16 protein-coding genes are annotated in these 17,925 nt (G+C 64.2%); 7 read left to right on the forward strand and 9 right to left on the reverse strand.

Features of this window, described 5'->3' with window-relative positions:
• Nucleotides 1-163 precede the first annotated feature (163 nt).
• The 4 genes from BLQ92_RS28790 to BLQ92_RS28805 all read left to right on the forward strand — a co-directional run bounded on the left by BLQ92_RS28790 (nt 164) and on the right by BLQ92_RS28805 (nt 4,911).
• Entirely contained in the window at nt 164-658 is a 495-nt protein-coding gene (locus BLQ92_RS28790) for a DUF4863 family protein (protein ID WP_090689819.1), read from the forward strand.
• Complete coding sequence (locus BLQ92_RS28795; RefSeq protein ID WP_090689823.1) at nt 651-2,234, forward strand: 3,4-dehydroadipyl-CoA semialdehyde dehydrogenase; 1,584 nt, start codon at nt 651-653, stop codon at nt 2,232-2,234. Before BLQ92_RS28790 ends, BLQ92_RS28795 begins: the two co-directional genes overlap by 8 nt.
• A 194-nt stretch (nt 2,235-2,428) precedes the next feature.
• Complete coding sequence (locus BLQ92_RS28800) at nt 2,429-4,027, forward strand: benzoate-CoA ligase family protein (RefSeq protein ID WP_090689826.1); 1,599 nt, start codon at nt 2,429-2,431, stop codon at nt 4,025-4,027.
• Between the two features lie 8 nt (nt 4,028-4,035).
• Nucleotides 4,036-4,911, forward strand: a complete 876-nt coding sequence (locus tag BLQ92_RS28805; RefSeq protein ID WP_090689830.1) for an alpha/beta fold hydrolase — start codon at nt 4,036-4,038, stop codon at nt 4,909-4,911.
• A 120-nt stretch (nt 4,912-5,031) separates the two neighbouring features.
• Here BLQ92_RS28805 and BLQ92_RS28810 read toward each other — a convergent pair whose 3' ends face one another.
• From BLQ92_RS28810 to BLQ92_RS28820, 3 genes are all read right to left on the reverse strand, one after another.
• Entirely contained in the window at nt 5,032-6,402 is a 1,371-nt protein-coding gene (locus tag BLQ92_RS28810) for a GntT/GntP/DsdX family permease (RefSeq protein WP_090689833.1), read from the reverse strand.
• A 124-nt stretch (nt 6,403-6,526) separates the two neighbouring features.
• Nucleotides 6,527-7,648, reverse strand: a complete 1,122-nt coding sequence (locus tag BLQ92_RS28815; protein WP_176860786.1) for a porin — start codon at nt 7,646-7,648, stop codon at nt 6,527-6,529.
• 198 nt (nt 7,649-7,846) lie between these two features.
• Nucleotides 7,847-9,046, reverse strand: a complete 1,200-nt coding sequence (locus BLQ92_RS28820; RefSeq protein WP_090689838.1) for an aminotransferase class V-fold PLP-dependent enzyme — start codon at nt 9,044-9,046, stop codon at nt 7,847-7,849.
• Between the two features lie 147 nt (nt 9,047-9,193).
• Here BLQ92_RS28820 and BLQ92_RS28825 point away from each other — a divergent pair, with 147 nt between their 5' ends.
• On the forward strand, nt 9,194-10,066 hold the full coding sequence (locus BLQ92_RS28825) for an IclR family transcriptional regulator (protein WP_090689840.1): 873 nt from the start codon (nt 9,194-9,196) through the stop codon (nt 10,064-10,066).
• A 148-nt stretch (nt 10,067-10,214) separates the two neighbouring features.
• Nucleotides 10,215-10,676 carry a RidA family protein gene (locus tag BLQ92_RS28830; RefSeq protein WP_090689843.1) on the forward strand — a complete coding sequence of 154 codons (462 nt, stop codon included), beginning with the start codon at nt 10,215-10,217 and terminating at the stop codon, nt 10,674-10,676.
• A gap of 167 nt (nt 10,677-10,843) precedes the next feature.
• On the opposite strand, the gene BLQ92_RS28835 is transcribed toward BLQ92_RS28830, so the two are convergent.
• Nucleotides 10,844-11,071, reverse strand: coding sequence for a hypothetical protein (locus BLQ92_RS28835; RefSeq protein WP_090689847.1), 228 nt, complete (start codon nt 11,069-11,071; stop codon nt 10,844-10,846).
• 255 nt (nt 11,072-11,326) lie between these two features.
• On the opposite strand from BLQ92_RS28835, the gene BLQ92_RS28840 reads away from it, so the two are divergent.
• Nucleotides 11,327-13,468, forward strand: a complete 2,142-nt coding sequence (locus BLQ92_RS28840) for a phosphocholine-specific phospholipase C (RefSeq protein WP_090689851.1) — start codon at nt 11,327-11,329, stop codon at nt 13,466-13,468.
• 83 nt (nt 13,469-13,551) lie between these two features.
• On the opposite strand, the gene BLQ92_RS28845 is transcribed toward BLQ92_RS28840, so the two are convergent.
• From BLQ92_RS28845 to BLQ92_RS28865, 5 genes are read right to left on the reverse strand one after another with little or no spacing between them, the layout of a single operon-like run.
• The gene (locus BLQ92_RS28845; protein ID WP_090690095.1) at nt 13,552-14,853 is read right to left on the reverse strand and encodes an MSMEG_0569 family flavin-dependent oxidoreductase; all 1,302 of its coding nucleotides are present in this window, start codon (nt 14,851-14,853) and stop codon (nt 13,552-13,554) included.
• Between the two features lie 28 nt (nt 14,854-14,881).
• Nucleotides 14,882-15,166: an MSMEG_0570 family nitrogen starvation response protein gene (locus BLQ92_RS28850; protein ID WP_090689854.1), complete on the reverse strand. Its 285-nt coding sequence runs from the start codon at nt 15,164-15,166 to the stop codon at nt 14,882-14,884.
• Between the two features lie 23 nt (nt 15,167-15,189).
• Nucleotides 15,190-16,368, reverse strand: coding sequence for an MSMEG_0565 family glycosyltransferase (locus BLQ92_RS28855; RefSeq protein ID WP_090689858.1), 1,179 nt, complete (start codon nt 16,366-16,368; stop codon nt 15,190-15,192).
• On the reverse strand, nt 16,365-17,351 hold the full coding sequence (locus tag BLQ92_RS28860; protein ID WP_090689861.1) for a sll0787 family AIR synthase-like protein: 987 nt from the start codon (nt 17,349-17,351) through the stop codon (nt 16,365-16,367). The genes BLQ92_RS28855 and BLQ92_RS28860 overlap by 4 nt, the downstream gene beginning before the upstream one ends.
• Entirely contained in the window at nt 17,348-17,923 is a 576-nt protein-coding gene (locus BLQ92_RS28865; RefSeq protein ID WP_090689864.1) for an MSMEG_0567/Sll0786 family nitrogen starvation N-acetyltransferase, read from the reverse strand. Before BLQ92_RS28865 ends, BLQ92_RS28860 begins: the two co-directional genes overlap by 4 nt.
• Between the last annotated feature and the right edge of the window lie 2 nt (nt 17,924-17,925).

Consider the following 17,925-nt stretch of genomic DNA (forward strand, 5'->3'; position numbering starts at 1 on the left):
CATTACATGTATTATAGTGCTTGACAGGCACCGGGTGACCGGTTAATTTTCGCCAAATATTGATCCAATAACAAACGCCGCGCGCTTTTTCTCGCGGCGCATCGGAGACGGGCGGCATGCGCGCATGAAGTAAGGTGCGTGTGCGCCGTCGCTGGAGGCTCACATGTCCCCTGAAGATTTACAACGCCTGATCGAAGGCGTGACTGCCCAGCTCGACGGCCGGCCGCTCGATAGCGAGCTGGAGGCGTGGCTGAACACGACGTGGCCGGCTGATGCCCCCACCTTCCGTGCCCTCGCCGACGCCTGCCGCGCGGGCGTCGCCGCAGGCTGGCTATGCAACCGCGAAGGCGGCGGCATCCGCTATGGCCGCATCTTCAAGGCGCTGCCGGCCACGCACGGTTTTTCCGTCGACGTGGTCGACATGCAAGACATTGCCGGTCCACACCACATCCACCCGCACGGCGAGATCGATCTGATCATGCCGCTCACCGAGGGTGCGACCTTCGACGCTCATCCCGCGGGTTGGTGCGTGTACGGCCCCGGCAGCGCGCATCGTCCGACCGTCGCCAACGGGCGGGCCCTGGTGCTGTATCTGCTGCCGCAAGGCGCGATTGAATTCACCCCTGAACCCCTCGCTGAGACCGCCCGCCATGACTGAGTTACTGAACAACTACGTGGCCGGCCAATGGCTTGCTGGGACCGGTGCAGGCGTCACACTGAGCGACCCGGTGACGGGTGAGGCACTGGTGCGCGTGTCGAGCGAAGGGCTCGATTTGCCGCATGCCTTCCACTTCGCCCGTGAGGAGGGTGGCGCCGCGTTGCGCGCGCTGACCTACGCGGCACGCGCCGCGCGCCTCGCCGAAATCGTCAAGCTGTTGCAAGCGAAGCGCGACGACTACTACGCCATCGCTACGGCAAACGCCGGCACCACCCGCAACGATTCGGCAGTCGATATCGACGGCGGCATTTTCACGCTCTCTTACTACGCGAAACTCGGCGCGGCGCTGGGCGATGTGCATGCACTGCGCGACGGCGAGGCCGCATCGCTCAGCAAGGACCAGACGTTCAGCGTACAGCATGTGCTCACGCCTACGCGTGGTGTCGCGCTGTTCATCAACGCGTTCAATTTTCCGTCGTGGGGGCTGTGGGAAAAAGCGGCCCCTGCGTTGCTCTCCGGCGTGCCGGTGATCGTCAAACCCGCCACTGCCACCGCGTGGCTCACGCAGCGGATGGTCGCGGATGTCGTCGATGCAGGCATTCTGCCGGCCGGCGCGTTGTCCGTAATCTGCGGCAGCTCTGCGGGGTTGCTCGATCAGGTGCAGGCCTTCGATGTGGCGTCGTTCACGGGCTCGGCCACCACCGCCGCGACGCTGCGCGCGCACGCCGCTTTCGTGCAGCGCGGTGCGCGTTTGAACGTCGAAGCCGACAGCCTGAACAGCGCGATCCTCTGCGCGGACGCAACGCCCGAAACGCCCGCCTTCGAACTGTTTATCAAGGAAGTCGTGCGCGAGATGACCGTCAAGTCCGGTCAGAAATGCACGGCGATTCGTCGTGTGTTCGTGCCGGACGCGGCACTCGCGGCGGTCGTCGACGCACTCAAAGTCAGGCTCGCCAAAGTTGCGGTTGGCAATCCGCGTAACGAGAGCGTGCGCATGGGGTCGCTGGTGAGCCGCGAGCAGTATGAAACCGTCCTCGCGGGCATCGCCGCGCTACGCGAAGAGGCGGTGCTCGCCTACGACGGCTCGGCCACGCCGTTGATCGATGCCGATCCCGCCATCGCGGCTTGTGTGGCGCCGCATCTGTTCGTCGTCAACGATCCGGATCAGGCCACGCTGTTGCACGAGCTCGAAGTGTTCGGCCCAGTGGCCACGGTGGCGCCATATCGCCCCGCTGCTGACGCGAGCGCATTGCCCGAAGCTCATGCAATTGCCCTCGCGCGCCGCGGCGAGGGGTCGCTCGTCGCCTCGATCTATTCGAACGACGATGCGCATCTGGCGCGTGTCGCGCTCGAACTCGCCGATTCGCACGGACGCGTTCACGCCATTTCGCCATCCGTGCAGCAAAGCCAGACCGGTCACGGCAACGTGATGCCGATGTCGCTGCACGGCGGCCCCGGCCGAGCCGGTGGCGGCGAAGAACTCGGCGGCTTGCGGGCGTTGGATTTCTATCACCGCCGCTCGGCCATCCAGGCGTCGAGCGCGTGCATCGAAGCGTTGACGCGCACGACGCAGTGAGCAGACACGTGAGCGCGAGCGCGTCGCCGCCCCTCGTCGGCGGCGAGCGTCAGAGCCAAAGCCCGGTACCCGGCCTTAGTACCAGGCCGTAGTAGCAAAAGTCAGCACCAGACCTTAGTACCAGGCGTTAGCACGAAGCAATCGCAGGCCCCCCACGCCTCACGAGTGCAAGCCGCCCCACCGCTGGAGGAAACATGGAAGCCCTGCTGGAATCGCCTGCTAGTCAGCCCGAGCGCGCCTTGAGCGTCGAGCCGCCGCCGGCCCAGTTCAATTTCGCCGCGCACCTGTTCCACCTCAATCAGGCACGCGCCAGCAAGCCCGCCTATATCGACGACCGCGGCATCACCACCTACGCGCAGCTCGAAGAGCAGGCGCGCCGTTTCGCCGCGGTGCTGCGCACGCTCGGCGTGCACGCCGAAGAGCGCGTGCTGCTGGTGATGCAGGACAGCGTCGAACTACCGATCGCGTTTCTGGGTGCGCTGTACGCGGGCGTCGTGCCAGTGGTGGCGAATACGCTGCTGACCTCGGCCGACTACGTCTATATGCTCACGCACAGCCACGCTCGCGTCGTAATCGCTTCGGGCGCCGTATTGCCGGTGGTCGAGCAGGCACTGAGCGCGGCAGACCACGACGGCTGCCTGCTGATCGTGTCGCAGCCGCCCGCAGGCGTTGCGCCGCGCTCGCCGGTGTTGAGCGAACTGCTCGACGCGGCCACAGCCGCGCTCAAACCCGTCGCGAGCGGTGGCGACGATATCGCCTTCTGGCTTTATTCGTCGGGCTCGACCGGCAAGCCCAAAGGCACGGTGCATACCCATGCGAATCTCTACTGGACGGCCGAGCTGTACGGCAAGCCGATCCTCGGCATCGTCGAAAGCGATGTGGTGTTCTCCGCCGCCAAACTGTTCTTCGCGTACGGCCTCGGCAATGGGCTGACTTTTCCTCTCTCGGTCGGCGCCACCGCCGTGTTGATGGCCGAGCGCCCCACCGCCGAGGCGATCTTCGCGCGTCTCACGCGGCACAAACCCACGGTGTTTTACGGCGTACCGACTCTCTACGCGAGCATGCTGGCCGCGCCCAATCTGCCCGCCCGCGCGGATCTCGCGTTGCGCATCTGCACCTCCGCCGGCGAAGCGCTGCCGCGCGAGATCGGCGAGCGCTTCACCGCCCACTTCGGCGCTGAGATTCTCGACGGCATCGGCTCGACGGAGATGCTGCATATCTTTCTATCCAATCGCGCCGGTCATGTCGAATACGGCACCACTGGCCGTCCCGTGCCGGGTTACGACGTCGAACTTCGCGACGAGAGCGGGCACATCGTCGCCGATGGCGAAGTGGGCGACCTGTTCATCAAGGGGCCGAGCGCCGCGCTCATGTACTGGAGCAATCGCGAGAAATCGCGGGCGACCTTTCTGGGCGAATGGATCCGCAGCGGCGACAAGTACCGGCGACTGCCGAACGGCTGCTATGTCTACGCGGGACGCAGCGACGACATGCTCAAGGTGAGCGGGCAATACGTGTCGCCCGTGGAAGTGGAGATGGTACTGGTGCAACACGACGCGGTGCTGGAGGCGGCAGTGGTCGGTGTCGATCATGGCGGCCTCGTGAAGACGCGCGCCTTCGTGGTGTTAAAGCGCGATATCGCCGCGTCTGGCACACTGGCGGATGAACTGAAGGCCTTTGTGAAAGAACGCCTTGCGCCGCATAAGTACCCGCGCGATATCGTGTTCGTCGACGATCTGCCGAAGACCGCGACCGGGAAAATTCAACGCTTCAAACTACGCGAACAGCTTTAAGGTGGTCCATGCCCAACCGCGCGATAACAGACGAGACAAGAGACCAGGCACCAGCGGCTCCCACGCTTGCCGCCGGCAGCCAATTCGCACAGCTCCCAGCGACAGCCACGCGCGGCCCGCTCGATATCGAATGCCGCTGGCTCAATCCCGAGCTGAGCGCCGCGCCTATCGCATTGTTTCTGCATGAGGGACTCGGCTCGATCGCCATGTGGCGCGACTGGCCGCAGGCGCTGTGTGATCAGCTAGGCATGCGTGGGCTGGTGTATTCGCGTCCCGGTTATGGGCGTTCAACACCGCGGCCTCATGACGAGAAATGGCCGCTGGATTTCATGAGCACCCAGGCACGAGACGTGTTGCCGGCGCTGCTGGATGTGCTCGGCATCGAGCCTGAAGAACGCGCTCGCATGTGGGTAATCGGTCATAGCGACGGCGGATCGATCGCGCTGCTTTATGCCGCGTCATTCCCCACCGCACTGGCAGGCGCCGTGGTGATTGCGCCGCACGTGTTCGTCGAAGACGTCTCAGTGCAAAGCATCGCGCAGGCGAAGCTTGCTTACCAACAAACCGATCTGCGTGAAAAGCTGAGCCGCTATCACACCGACGTCGATTCGGCCTTCTATGGCTGGAACGACATCTGGTTAAGCCCTGCATTCAGGGCGTGGAGTATTGTCGATACGTTGCCGGCCATCCGCTGCCCCTTGCTCGCAGTACAGGGACATGACGATCACTACGGCACCATGGCGCAGATCGACACGATCGCCACGCAAGTGCCGCAAGCGCGGCTCGCCAAACTCGACGCTTGCGGACACTCGCCGCATCGCGATGCGCCAGCGGCGCTGAATACGGCGATTGCTGCGTTTATCGAGGCGACCCGGCAGGCCTGACGCCATCCGCTCCATCCAGGTGCCTCACGCACGCCGGGGCACCGCACACCCCGGCAGCAGAAACAACACCGCGGCAAAGTTCCGCTTTCGATTGGATCCGGCGTACCTGCCGCGGCCCACTCAGCCGACCACTGCCGACAATCCCAACGTGAACACCAGCGCCGTCAGCGAGATGATCGTCTCGCACACGGTCCACGTCTTGAAGGTCTGCGGCACCGTCATGCCGAAGTACTCCTTGACGAGCCAGAAGCCGCCATCGTTCACGTGCGACAGAATCAGCGACCCCGCACCGGTGGCAAGCACCAGCAGCTCGGGACGCACGCCACCTGTGCTCGCCGCCGCAGCCGCGATCGGCGCAATGATGCCCGCTGCGGTCGCCATGGCCACCGTGGCAGAGCCGGTCGCGACCCGGATCAACGCCGCCACCAGCCACGCCAGGATCAGCAGCGGCACGTGCGCGCCGGTCGCCACATCGACAATCGCCTTCGACGCGCCGCTATCGATCAGGATGCGCCCAAAGCCGGCGCCCGCCCCCACTACGAGCGTGATGCCCGCGGTCGGCGCCAGACACTCGTTGGTGAACTTGAGAATCTGCTCGCGACCAAAACCGCGCGCCGTGCCGAAGGTATAGAAGCTCAGCAATACCGCCAGCAACAAAGCCATGTCCGGGTGGCCAATCAGATGCAAAACGTTGTTCGCGGTCGATTTCGCCGGCACGATTAGATCGGCCCAGCTCCCCAGCAGCATCAGCAGGACCGGCAGCAGCACCGTCAACAAGGTAATGCCGAAGCCCGGCAACTGCTGCTGCGCTCGCTTCGCATCCTGTTCGATGAACTGCTGCGCCATCTGGTTCACGCCTTCCAGCACCACGAAACGGCTAATCAGCTTCGAAAACAGCGGGCCGGCAATCGCCGCAGTGGGAATGCCGACAATCAGCGCATAGAAGATCGTATGGCCGATGTCCGCGTTATACGCGGTCACCGCCAGCAAGGCCGCCGGGTGCGGCGGAATCAAACCGTGCACCACTGAAAGACCTGCCACCATTGGAATGCCGACACGAATCATCGAGGTGCCGGTACGCTGCGTCACGTTGAAGGCAATCGGAATCAGCAGCACGAAGCCGACTTCGAAGAACACCGGCAGGCCGACCAGAAAGGCGATGCACATCATCGCCCAGTGGACGTTCTTCGGCCCGAACAGCTCAATCAGCGTGCGGGCAATCCGCTCGGCCCCGCCCGACTCGGCCATCATCTTGCCGAGCATGGTGCCGAGCCCGACCACGATGGCAATATGGCCGAGCGTGCCGCCCACACCGGCTTCGAACGATTTGAGAATCGACGTCATCGGCATGCCGACCGCGAGCGCCAGCGCGACCGACACCATCATCAAGGTGATGAACGGATTCATCTTGAAGCGTGCGATCAGCACAACGAGCGCGATGATCGCAATCAATGCGTAGACGAGTAACAGACTTCCTTGAACGGTCGCCATGGGTGCTCCAGGTGAGTGAGATCGGCCACGCGCGAGGCGAGCGCACCGCACCCGCTGGGTGCAGTACCTGCGCCTGTGCGCGTGTGCAGGCGGCCGCGCTTGCAGCGAGGCCCGGACGTTGGCCTCAGAACTTGTGGCGGATGCCGGCGACGGTGACGAATTGCCCGCTGGTGCTCGACGGGTTCGAAATCCCTTCGATCCATGCCTTCGAACCGGCGGCGTTCTGATAGATGCCGTTCAGGTAGAGGTCGGTGGTCTTCGAGAGGAAGTACTCGTCGCCGACGCTGATCTGGTTGTAATGCGCGCTCGGTGCGGTGGACGAGCTGCTGTTCTGGCTCGTGTAGATATAGCCGAGCGCGAGCAGCGTGGCGGGCGTCAACTGGTAACGCACGCTCGCTTCGTAGTTGGCAAAGCGCAGGCTGCCGCCGGTGATCAGCTGGAACTGCGAGTTCGTGTACAGCAGCGCGACCGTGGCAGGACCGAATGTGTAAGCACCGCCGCCGCCAAACACCTGATTGCGCGAGACATTGGACGTGCCGATGATCGAGGAGCCGGTGCCGTAGTAGTTGTCCGAAGGCGCCGCGCCGGTCGTGTTGCTGGCAGGATTATCGACCAGCGAATACGCCGCATCGAGACGCAGCGGGCCGTTCACGTAATCGGCGCCGACGCTCCACGCGCGGTTGTTGGCGAACTGACCGGCCGTGTTCGAAAACGCGTACATGGCGTTGGCGGTGAAGCCGGCGATCGTCGGCGTCGTGTACTTGACCGCGTTGTCGGTGCGGTAGGTATTGTTGAGGTCGTCGTTATCGTAGATCCCGTTGCCGTACTGGCTCATTGCGCCGACGCCGTTGATCTGCAGATTCGACAGATAGTCCTGCACGCTGTTGTACTGGCGCCCGAGCGTGATCGTGCCGGCGCGGTCGTTGCTCAGCGCGACCCATGCGCCGCGCCCGAACATCCTGCCCCCACCGCCCAGCGCGCCCGTTTCGGCGCTGAAGCTGTTTTCCAGCCTGAACAGCACATGGTTGCCGCCACCCAGATCTTCGCTCCCCGTCAGGCCCCAGCGCGAGCCCTGCACATTGCCCTGAGTCGCCTGATAGGCCGACTGCCCCTTCTGGTTGTTGGTGTAGGTAAAGCCGGCATCGACAATGCCATACAGCGTGACGCTGCTTTGCGCGTGAGCGGCGGCGGCGCCGAGCCCGGTTACGGCGATGGCGAGCGCCGTGCGAAGAGTCTGCTTGTGCATCATGGTTTCCTCAAGTCTCAAGTCGAAAGAACAGCAAACACCGGTGGTTAGGGATTGTCCCGGCTATATAAGGTGTACTAAATGTGAAGCACAAAGCGACACCGGAATGACTCCGGTGTGACGGTCAAACAATCTGGTTTTCAGTGCAGCGCTTACAGCCGCGCCGGTCGCATTAACTGCGTCTGCGCATCCCGCGGGTCAGTCCGGCCAGTTGCGGCGACCCGCCAGACGGCGCGCATCGCGTTGGTGAAACGGCGTAACCAGCGGCTCAGGCGCGGCTTGCGCCCGCTCGAGCTCGGCCACGAGCCGGGCCAGCACGACCTGTTCCTCACCGGGATGCAGGTTGCACGGGTCGACAAAGAAGAAATGCTGTTCGGCTTCATGGTCACGCACGATCACTGGGGCCACACCAGCCGGCGGACGCGCGAGCGCATCGGCAAGATCCCAGGCAGTCGTGCGCGCTTCGCGCGGATCGATCTGCAGCTTCAGACGCTCGAGAGGATTGCCGGTCGGATCGGCATCGAGTTCGGCGCGCACTCCGGCGCGGCCGTTCAGCGCGTCGCGCCAGAGCGTCAAATAAGCGTGTTCGCGCGAACGGACCGCGGCATGATCGCGCTGCTGCCATTGCTCGAGCGCGGCCATTGCACCGACGATGCCCTCCTTGCCGACTTTCATGCCGCGGCCGATACCGCCGTTCTGGAAGTAGGCCGCCCGCACCAGCGCCTTGCCGCCGGCCACGATGCCGGCGGTGAGACCGCCGAGAAACTTGTGCGCCGAGTAGAGCGCGAGATCCGCACCCGCCGCGATAAAGCGCTTCAGGTCGTATTCCGAAGCGGCATCGACAATCACCGGCACGCCCCGCGCGTGCGCCACGGCGATAAATTCTTCGAGCGGGATCATGCCGTACTGCACCGCGTGATGCGAGACGACATACAGCGCCGCTGTGGTGCGCTCGTTGATAGCGCTGGCCAACTGATAGCCGTGCGCTTCAGTGGCGGCACCCACTGGAACCACGCGCGCCCCGGCGAGGCGGATCGCCTGATCGATGGGTGCGCCATAATTGACAAGGTGCCCCGTCTGGATCACGACTTCGTTGCGCAAACCGCTGGTGTCCGGCAGCCGCTCGATCAGGCCCAGGTCGTCGCCCGTCATGCTGGCCGCGATGCTCAAGGTGATCGCCGCCGAACACGAAGCGGTGATATAGCCGGCTTCGCTGCCGCACACCTCGGCGATCGCGGCCGAGGCCTTGCGCTGCAGGTCGTCGATCTCGACGAACTCCGGCAGAATCTGCGCCACTGCCTCGCTCACCGGCGCGGGGACAATGGACGCGCCGAGGCTCGTCATCGTGCCCGACGCATTGATGACGGGGCGTAAGCCGAAGCGAGTGCGGATGTCCATCGAGAAGCGCCTCCAAGCGAGTATTTCTTAATTATGGAATATATGTTGTAATTGAGGATCAGTCTAGCATACAATGACCGAGCGTCAACTGGACAAAAATCATTAGGCATACGTCAGGCATTCATATGCCGGCATCCGAGGAGCACGATGGCCCGCACGCCCCGACCCACCGCCGCTGAGCTCAGCGCGAGCACCCCTGAAACGGCCGCCGGCGCCACGGCGCAAGCCAACCCAGGCGAGCCGGCCGCTCAGGCGCCCCGCACCCGCACCAGCGCGATCGACCGCGCCGTGCAGATTCTCGACGCGCTGCAAGCGGCCAACCGGCCCGCCACCGCCTATGAGGTGGCACGCATGGTGGGCGCACCGCTGTCCACCGTCTATTCGATCATCAACGACCTGGTGGAAAAGAACCTCCTCGCGCGCCGGCTCGACGGCGCCATCTGGCTCGGCTCGCGTCTGTATGGTTACGGCCTGACATACGCCGGCTCGATCGACTACCTCGCGGTGGCCGCCGAGGAAATGCAACGGCTATCCGTCGAAGTGGAAGAGACCGTGCAGGTTTGCGGACTCGAAGAAGGCATGATGGTGGTACTGCAAATGTCGGAGGGGCCAGGGCATTTTCGTGTCACCTCGCGCGTAGGCAGTCGCGTGCCGCTCAACTGGACCGCCTCGGGCCGCTTGCTGGTCGGCCATTTGCCCGACGCCGAGCGGATCGCGTTTTTTACCCAGCACGCCCAGCCTTCGCCCACCGGTCGCGCCGAAACCCGGCCCAAGGTGCTCGCGCAGATCGCCAAAGACGCACTCGAGGCGCGCCTGTCGATCCAGATCGGCGAGTCCGATGCGTCAGTGGCTTGCCTTGCTGCCCCTGTGCTCGATAACGCAGGCGTGTGCGTGTTTACGATTTCCATCGTGATGCCCGAAGCGAAAGCCGCACTCGGCACCGAACGCTACGCGCAAGCCGTGCAAGCAGTCGCCGCGCGCATCGAAGCGCGGCTCGGCTGGCGCCAGCGCGAATCGTGACCGCCGCGTGAAGCTTAAGTGAACGAAGCTTTCAAGTGCCCTGCATGGAACCCTACAGCGGCTTGAGCGCAGCATGATCGCCACAAGAGTGCAATCGCGCTGGGCCAAGCCCTCTTCAGAACGTCCGCTCTCACTCACTCGAACCCAGATGAACTGTTATGAACGGCTGCATTCGCGCGGCCTAAAACTACCGCAGGTGCCTTCACCCATCGGCAATTTTTGCCACTGCACGCGCGCCGGCAATCTGCTGTTTCTCTCTGGCCAGGGACCGCTCGACGAAACCGGCGTGCTCATGACCGGCAAGGTCGGCGCAAGCGTCACTACCGAAGAAGCGTATCGGCACGCGCAACTGGTCGGACTCAACCTGCTCGCGGTGTTGCATGACGAACTGGGTGACCTGCAACGAGTGAAGCAGATCGTCAAGTTGCTCGGCATGGTCAACGCCGCACCTGAATTCACCGAACATCCGCGTGTCATCAACGGCTGCTCCGATCTGTTCGTCGACGTGTTCGGCGACGCAGGCCGCCACTCGCGCTCGGCAGTCGGCATGGGCTCGCTGCCAGGAAACATTACCGTCGAGATCGAGGCAATCGTTGCAGTGTGGGAGTGACGCTCGATTTAACGTTTACCGTCTCGAAACCGTCATTTTGCAAATTCCGCAAACCTGCACAATCACAACTTCTTACCCAACATTCACAAATCTTACACAGGTAAGTAGTTATCCTTCGACGGTGCTGAGCCGAGGTCCATAGACCTCGCCAGCGTCCCCCAACACCGTCAAAGGCCTCCCATGTCCACCAGGTCTGCGCGCAGCGCGTTGTTCGAAGCCAAACCGGCGAGCAAACGTTTGGCTGCAGCCTCGCGCGCGTGGCCATGCACGCGAATGTCGACGGTGTTGACGAGCGCCGCATTGACGGCAGCGTTGTGTATAACGCTCGCCGCCTGCAGCAACGACGACGGCAGCAAAACGCCCGACACCAGCACGACATCCGCCGAACAGATCAACGCCGCCCCGCCGGCGCCTTACGCGGTACCGCAAACCAGTTCCGCACAACCGGCACAGTCGGCCCAGGCCATCCTGCCAGCACAAACCATCCAGACTCCGCCGCCGACCTCCGCGCAGGTTGGCGCTGCCGCATCCGACAGTCTTGTAACACCCGTGATTCACACCGTTGATTGAGGTCGTCGCACTCCCCGCGCCGGTTCTGCCTGTTTGATCACCGTCGCGCATATTCCTTCTCCTGAAGATCGAAGCCCAACATGACATCAAAAAATCGCCGTGATTTTCTGCGCGCAGCCGCTTCGGCTGCCGGTTCCGCAACCGCGTTGAGCATGCTGCCGCTCGGCATTCGCAACGCGCTCGCGATCCCCGCCAACAATGCCACCGGTAGCATCCAGGACGTCGAGCACATCATCATCCTGATGCAGGAAAACCGTTCGTTCGACCACTACTTCGGCACGTTGCGCGGTGTGCGCGGTTTCGGCGACACACGCGCCATCACGCTGCCCACCGGCAACCCGGTGTGGTATCAGCCGCTGTTCGAAGGCGCTGTCGAAGATCTCGGCCATGTGCTGCCGTTCCGCCCGAGCGCGCCGAATCTCGGCCTGCAGTTCCTGCAGGATCTGGCGCACGACTGGAACAGCACGCACACGGCCTGGAACGGCGGCCTGTACAACCAGTGGGTGCCGGCCAAGGGCACCACGACGATGGCCTACATGACGCGCGACGACATTCCGTTCCACTACGCGCTGGCCGACGCCTTCACGATCTGCGACGCGTATCACTGTTCGCTGATGGGCCCGACGGACCCGAACCGCTACTACATGTGGACCGGCTGGGTGGGCAACGACGGCAACGGCGGCGGCCCGGTGATCGACAACTCCGAACTCGGCTACGGCTGGTCGACCTATCCGGAAGTGCTGCAAAACGCCGGCATTTCGTGGAAGATCTATCAGGACATCGGCACCGGCCTGAATGCCAGCGGTTCGTGGGGCTGGACCTCGAACGCGTACATCGGCAACTACGGCGACAACTCGCTGCTCTACTTCAACCAGTATCGCAATGCAACGCCGGGCAACCCGCTGTACGACAACGCGCGCACCGGCACCAATGTGGCCAACGGCGGCACTTACTTCGATGTCCTGAAGCAGGACGTGACGAACAACACGCTGCCGCAGGTTTCGTGGATCGTCGCACCGGAAGCCTACTCCGAGCACCCGAACTGGCCGGCCAACTACGGCGCGTGGTATGTCGACCAGGTGCTGCAGATCCTGACGTCGAACCCGGAGGTGTGGAGCAAGACGGTGCTGCTCGTCAACTACGACGAGAACGACGGTTTCTTCGATCACATGGCGCCCCCGTTCGCGCCGGCTACGAGCGCCAACGGCTTGTCGACGGTCGCGATCACCAACGAGATCTATGGCGGCAACGGTCAATACACGGCGGGCGAATATTCGAACGGCCCGTACGGCCTCGGACCACGCGTGCCGATGCTCGTGGTGTCGCCGTGGTCGAAGGGCGGTTATGTGTGCTCGCAAGTGTTCGACCACACGTCGGTGATCCGCTTCATCGAGAAGCGCTTCGGCCATAGCCACAATCTGGCCGAGTCAAATATCACGCCGTGGCGTCGCGCAGTGTGCGGCGATCTGATGACGGCGTTCAACTTCGTCAATCCGAACGACGGGACGCCGGCGCTGCCGAGCACGTCGGGCTACGTGCCGCCGGACCAGTCGCGTCATCCGGACTACGTGCCGCTGCCGCCGCTCATCCAGGCCGTGCCGAAGCAAGAACCCGGCGTACGGCCGGCGCGTGCCCTGCCCTACGAACTATTCGTGCGCCTGCACAGCGAAGCGTCGCAAGGCAAGATCGCGATCCGCTTTGTCAACAGCGGCAAGGCGGGTGCGGCGTTCCTCGTCTATTCGACCAATAGCGGCGCAGCGCCGCTCAGCTATACGGTAGAGGCCGGCAAGCGTCTCGACGGCCATCTGCCGCTGAACGCCAACGGCACCTACGACTACACCGTGTACGGTCCGAACGGCTATCTGCGCCGCTTCGCAGGCAGGCCGCCAGCAACGTCGACCTGGTGGAACCCGCAGGAAGTGGCCCGCCCGGAAGTGGCCGAGGGTTACGACGTCGCCAACGGCAACCTGCAGTTGCGTCTCGAGAACCCGGGCACGGCGAAATGCGAGTTCACCATCACCAACGCGTACGATCCGAGCATGCTGGTCAAGCGCACGGTGATCGGCGGCAACAACGAGGATATCTACCTCGACCTGCGCGCGGCCTACGGCTGGTACGACCTGACGGTGACCGTCGATACGGACCCGGCCTTCACACGGCGCCTGGGTGGCCACGTCGAAACGGGACGCAGCAGCATGAGCGATCCGGCCTTGGGTAGCTAAGCTGCAAGGGTGCGTGCGGGGTGCGCGAGTTCGCGCAGTCCGCACGGCTCTCGCCCGTCACAACCCTCCATCACTCAAACGATTCAGGCCGCGAGCGTCGCGCAGGTTGCGGCCCGCTCGCGCTCGCGCGCCAGAATCGCCTGCACGAGATACTCCGCGTCGCGCGCAATCCCCGAGAAGCGCCCTGATCCCCAGGTGTGCAGCCACGGCAAACCTACGAAGTAAAGTCCTTGCAGCGGCGTGACGCCGCGCTGATGGGCCGGATAGCCGCGGCCGTTGAACACCGGCGCATCGATCCAGCTAAAGTCCGGCGTAAAGCCGATACACCAGATGATCGCGGCAATGCCGCTGCCTTCGAGTGCGAGCGCCGTGCGTTCGTGCGGCGGCTGCCATACTGGTTCATAGACGCCGCCCGGCGGCGCATCGATGCCCTGCTTTTCAATGAAGCCATCGATGCTCGCGTTGATGCGGTTATAGGTATCGTCCGCCTCGTCGAGATTCGCCGCGAGGTTCGCTGCGAAGTGCAGTTGCCCGTCGCGCAGGTCTTCGAGGCGCCCGTATAGCTGCATGCCTTCGGCGGCGAACTTGCGCAGATCGATATCGCGCCCGCCGTCGCGGCCGGTCACGTAGTGATTGGTGTTGTCGCGCACGCCTTCGCGCAATGGATGCTTTTCCACCGGCATGTCGTAGTACTGCATATCAGCCAGCCAGTCCACCACGTCCCTGCCGCGATAAAAGCGCGCGCAGCGCGGCGCTTCGCCCACCGCCAGCACCACCCGGCGGCCAGCCAGATGCAGGTCCTCGGCAATCTGCGCGCCGGACTGTCCCGAGCCCACCACCAGCACCGCGCCCTCGGGCAGCGCCTGCGGATTGCGATACTCCGACGATTGCAACTGGACGATCTGCGCGGGCAGGCGCTCCGCCATGCGCGGCACGATCGGCGTGTGATAGCCGCCCGAGGCCACCACCACGTGGTCCGCGGTGAAATCGCCTTGCGTCGTGGTCACCGCATAGATGCCGTCATCGCGCCGCTTGACGCGGCCGACCGTGGTGCGCTCCAGCACCGGCGCGTCCACCATGGCGATGAAGCCGTCCAGATACGCGACGATTTCGTCCTTTTTCATGAAGCCGTGCGGATCGTCACCCGCGTACGGATAGCCGGGCAAGGCGCATTGCCAGTTCGGCGTGACAAGACAGAACGCGTCCCAGCGCTGCTCGCGCCAGCTGTGCGTGACGGTCTGCTTCTCGATCACGAGGTGATCCACGCCGGCCTGCTTCAGGTAGTAACTGATCGACAGACCGGCCTGCCCGCCGCCGACGACGAGCACACGGTAGTGTCCATTGCGGCGTGGCGCCGCGCTCGTGGAGTGCGCTTGATTCGACATGATGCGTCCTTGCATGAAGAAGATTGCTTCAGATCAGTTCAATGACTTTCACGGTAGCATCCGCGTGCTCGCGAAACCGCTCGGCATCGCGTTCGATCTGCGCGAGCTGATCGAGCGCCGCCGAGCAGGCGAACCCGTACTTCTGCCGCACCCGCTCCGAGGCGATATTGAGCGCCTCGCGCGAGCGTTGTACGAAGTCCTCGAGTGGGTACGCGTGACCCGGCGTAAAAAACTCGTTGACCACCTGCGACGGCGAATAGCAATTCGCTTCGTCGCCATCAGGCCATTGAATCCGGAAGTGCATGACAGGCATGGAAAATCCCTTGTGCGAAAGGCTTAATGAATGGCAAGCGGCTGCCGGGCGAGCCACGCGCGATACACCTCGGCATGGCAGGCGGCGCTAGCAGCCCAGCTATAGCGTGCAAGCAGCACAGGTACCGCATGAGCGAAATCGGTCGTGCTGTCGCCACGCAGCACGCGCAGCAACGCGGCGGCGATCGAAGCGGGGTCGGTGGGCGTCGCCCAGTTACAGGTGGCGTCGTCGAGATACTCGGTGAACGGTGCGATCTTCGACACCACCACGGGTGTGCCGCAGGCGAGCGCTTCGAGTACGACGAGACCGAAGCCCTCGCGTACGGAGACCATCGCCAGCAAGTGCGCACTGCGCATCAGCGCGGGTATCTCGGCATCTTCGAGCGGTCCTGTGATCACAACGCTTTCCCCAGGGCCGATCGACAGTCCGTGTCGCGCTGCCCGCTCGACAAAGCGCCGCGTATAGGCATCGTGGTCCAGCAGGCTCGCGCCGCCCGCTATCACCAGTTGCGCCGCTGGGACCACCGGGCGCAGCATGGCAAAGGCATCGAGCAAGGCCAGTGTGTTCTTGCGCGCCTCAATCCCGCCCACAGCGAGGATCAGCGGCCCCCCACCCAGTCCTAGCCGTTGTTTGAGCACGGCGTCCAAGGGGTTTGCCTGTGGGCTGAAGCGTAGGGTATCGACGCCGTTCGGCACCGTGACCGCGGCGATTCCGTAGCGCCGCTGCAACTCGCGCGTCCACGTCTGGCTGACACATAACACCTGGTCCGCGTCGCGATACGCGCGCTCCTGCCATGCCGCGAGACGCGGATCGTCGAAGTGATCGAGGTGATGCACGGTGCGCAGGAAGCCGCGAATCGCCCCCTCTGCCTTGAGTTCGGCCAGCGCGTTGCCGCTGATACTGTCCTCGGCATGCAAAACGTCGAAGGCGGCCGTGCCATGCGCGTGCAGACTGCGCTTCAAGGCGCGAATGCGCGCGTCGACCAGTGCCACCGTGCCAGCCTGCGATCCCACGATCTGCGCGTACACCACACGGCAAGCAGGCATGCGAAACAAGGTTTCGCCGTTCCTTGCGGGCGCAAACACCGTAACGTCATGACCGAGCGCACTGAGTGCGTGCGCCAGTTCAAGCGTATGCACCACGCCGCCGCGTGGATTGACCGAATGCGTGAGCAGTGCGATGCGCATGGGCCCCGTGCTCATCGCGGCACCTGACCGGTTGGAATGATGAACGGCTCGCCGCTAAAGTCCCACAGCACAGCGGTATCGTCGCCTCTGCGGACAACCACCTGGCGCGATGTGTCGACCGTACCGATCTCGGCGCAGGCCAACGAACGCGCATCGAATTGCGCGAGGACAGCGTCGACCTGTTCTTCACGTACCGCGAGCAGAAAGCCGAAGCTCGGGAACGCGGTGAGCCAGCGCGCGAGCGGCACGCTGGCGGGTTTGGGAAGCGCGTCGAGATCGATGCGCGCGCCCACCCTCGAGCACTCGAGCAACATCAACGCGGTGCCCAAGGCGCCTGCCATGCTGATGTCCTTGGCCGCGTCGCACAGCCCGCTCTCCGCGAGGCGCGGCAGCAGCTCCAGGTCGTCGCGCAAACGCGCGGCGGGCGCCCCCACCGACGCATTCCAGAACGGATACGGTTCCTCGAATTGGCCGCGCAGATCGACCGCCATCAACAGGCGATCGCCGGGCCGTGCGTTAAAACTCGACAACAGCGCCGTGGCGCGGCCGACAATCGACACCGCCAGTTGCGCCCGGTCGCTGCGCGCATTGGTGTGGCCGCCGACAATCGGCACGCCATACGCCAGCGACGCCGCCGCCATGCCCGCGAGCACCTCATGCGCGGCTTCGATGCCTTCGCTCCACAAGGCGTCGACCACGGCAAGCGGCCGTCCGCCCATCGCATAGATATCGCTGACGTTGACCATCACGCTGCTATAGCCCGCGAACCACGGCATGGCCTGTACGAAGTCGCTGACCATGCCTTCGATTGCGAACAGCAGGTAGCCGTCGCTGTCGGCCAAGGCCGCACAATCGTCGCCGAGCGCCACCGCCTGACCCAGCGCGCCGGCGCCGCCGGGCAGTTGCCGCGCCAGCGACGACACCACGCCGGCGATGTCGGTCTTGTGGCGAAAGCCGCGGCTCTCGCGCAAGCTGGCGACCAGCTCCGCCACACTCATGACGCACTCCGCGCTTGCGTGACAAAGCCGCTGCGCGGCGCCGTGCATGGCGGATAGTGGTCGAGCTGCGCCTGCATCAGGTGGTGCGGACGCCCCAACAGCATCTCCTCGGCGAGCGCATCCCAATGCAGCGCCCGAAACAAGGGCACATTCTGGCTCTGCACGTGCGCCAGAAATGTCTCGCAACCGAGTGCGTGAGCGCTCGTCACGGCAAGTCGGATCAGCGTCGCGCCGATCTTGCCGTGACGCCGGAACGCCGCGTGCACGGCAAGCCGCGAGCCGTACCACACGCCCGGCGCCTCCTGATGGATGCGCACTGTACCGACCACCTGCTCGGGCAGGCCGGCAATACAGCTCACCGCAACGAGTTGCTGGGCGCGCTCGTCGATCTCGTCACGGTCGTCGCCGACGAAGATGCCCTGCTCGATGCAGAACACCGCGCGCCGCAGCTTGTAGGCTTGCCCCGCTTCCCACGGCAGCGTGGTCCACTTGATGCGGTACTCGGTCGGCGTATACAACACCGGCGCCACGTCGAATTCTTCGGATACGCCTGCGATCGCTTCGCCAAACATGG

Origin of the sequence: Paraburkholderia phenazinium, assembly GCF_900100735.1 — a bacterium.
GTDB classification, from domain to species: domain Bacteria; phylum Pseudomonadota; class Gammaproteobacteria; order Burkholderiales; family Burkholderiaceae; genus Paraburkholderia; species Paraburkholderia phenazinia.

What these genes read in the sequence shown, in the direction of transcription:
- BLQ92_RS28855 (WP_090689858.1), bottom strand. Translation starts at nt 16,368, where the DNA reads ATGAGCACGGGGCCCATGCGCATCGCACTGCTCACGCATTCGGTCAAT.
- BLQ92_RS28790 (WP_090689819.1), top strand. Translation starts at nt 164, where the DNA reads ATGTCCCCTGAAGATTTACAACGCCTGATCGAAGGCGTGACTGCCCAG.
- BLQ92_RS28840 (WP_090689851.1), top strand. Translation starts at nt 11,327, where the DNA reads ATGACATCAAAAAATCGCCGTGATTTTCTGCGCGCAGCCGCTTCGGCT.
- BLQ92_RS28825 (WP_090689840.1), top strand. Translation starts at nt 9,194, where the DNA reads ATGGCCCGCACGCCCCGACCCACCGCCGCTGAGCTCAGCGCGAGCACC.
- BLQ92_RS28815 (WP_176860786.1), bottom strand. Translation starts at nt 7,648, where the DNA reads ATGCACAAGCAGACTCTTCGCACGGCGCTCGCCATCGCCGTAACCGGG.
- BLQ92_RS28820 (WP_090689838.1), bottom strand. Translation starts at nt 9,046, where the DNA reads ATGGACATCCGCACTCGCTTCGGCTTACGCCCCGTCATCAATGCGTCG.
- BLQ92_RS28810 (WP_090689833.1), bottom strand. Translation starts at nt 6,402, where the DNA reads ATGGCGACCGTTCAAGGAAGTCTGTTACTCGTCTACGCATTGATTGCG.
- BLQ92_RS28800 (WP_090689826.1), top strand. Translation starts at nt 2,429, where the DNA reads ATGGAAGCCCTGCTGGAATCGCCTGCTAGTCAGCCCGAGCGCGCCTTG.
- BLQ92_RS28805 (WP_090689830.1), top strand. Translation starts at nt 4,036, where the DNA reads ATGCCCAACCGCGCGATAACAGACGAGACAAGAGACCAGGCACCAGCG.
- BLQ92_RS28845 (WP_090690095.1), bottom strand. Translation starts at nt 14,853, where the DNA reads ATGTCGAATCAAGCGCACTCCACGAGCGCGGCGCCACGCCGCAATGGA.
- BLQ92_RS28850 (WP_090689854.1), bottom strand. Translation starts at nt 15,166, where the DNA reads ATGCCTGTCATGCACTTCCGGATTCAATGGCCTGATGGCGACGAAGCG.
- BLQ92_RS28865 (WP_090689864.1), bottom strand. Translation starts at nt 17,923, where the DNA reads ATGTTTGGCGAAGCGATCGCAGGCGTATCCGAAGAATTCGACGTGGCG.
- BLQ92_RS28860 (WP_090689861.1), bottom strand. Translation starts at nt 17,351, where the DNA reads ATGAGTGTGGCGGAGCTGGTCGCCAGCTTGCGCGAGAGCCGCGGCTTT.
- BLQ92_RS28830 (WP_090689843.1), top strand. Translation starts at nt 10,215, where the DNA reads ATGAACTGTTATGAACGGCTGCATTCGCGCGGCCTAAAACTACCGCAG.
- BLQ92_RS28795 (WP_090689823.1), top strand. Translation starts at nt 651, where the DNA reads ATGACTGAGTTACTGAACAACTACGTGGCCGGCCAATGGCTTGCTGGG.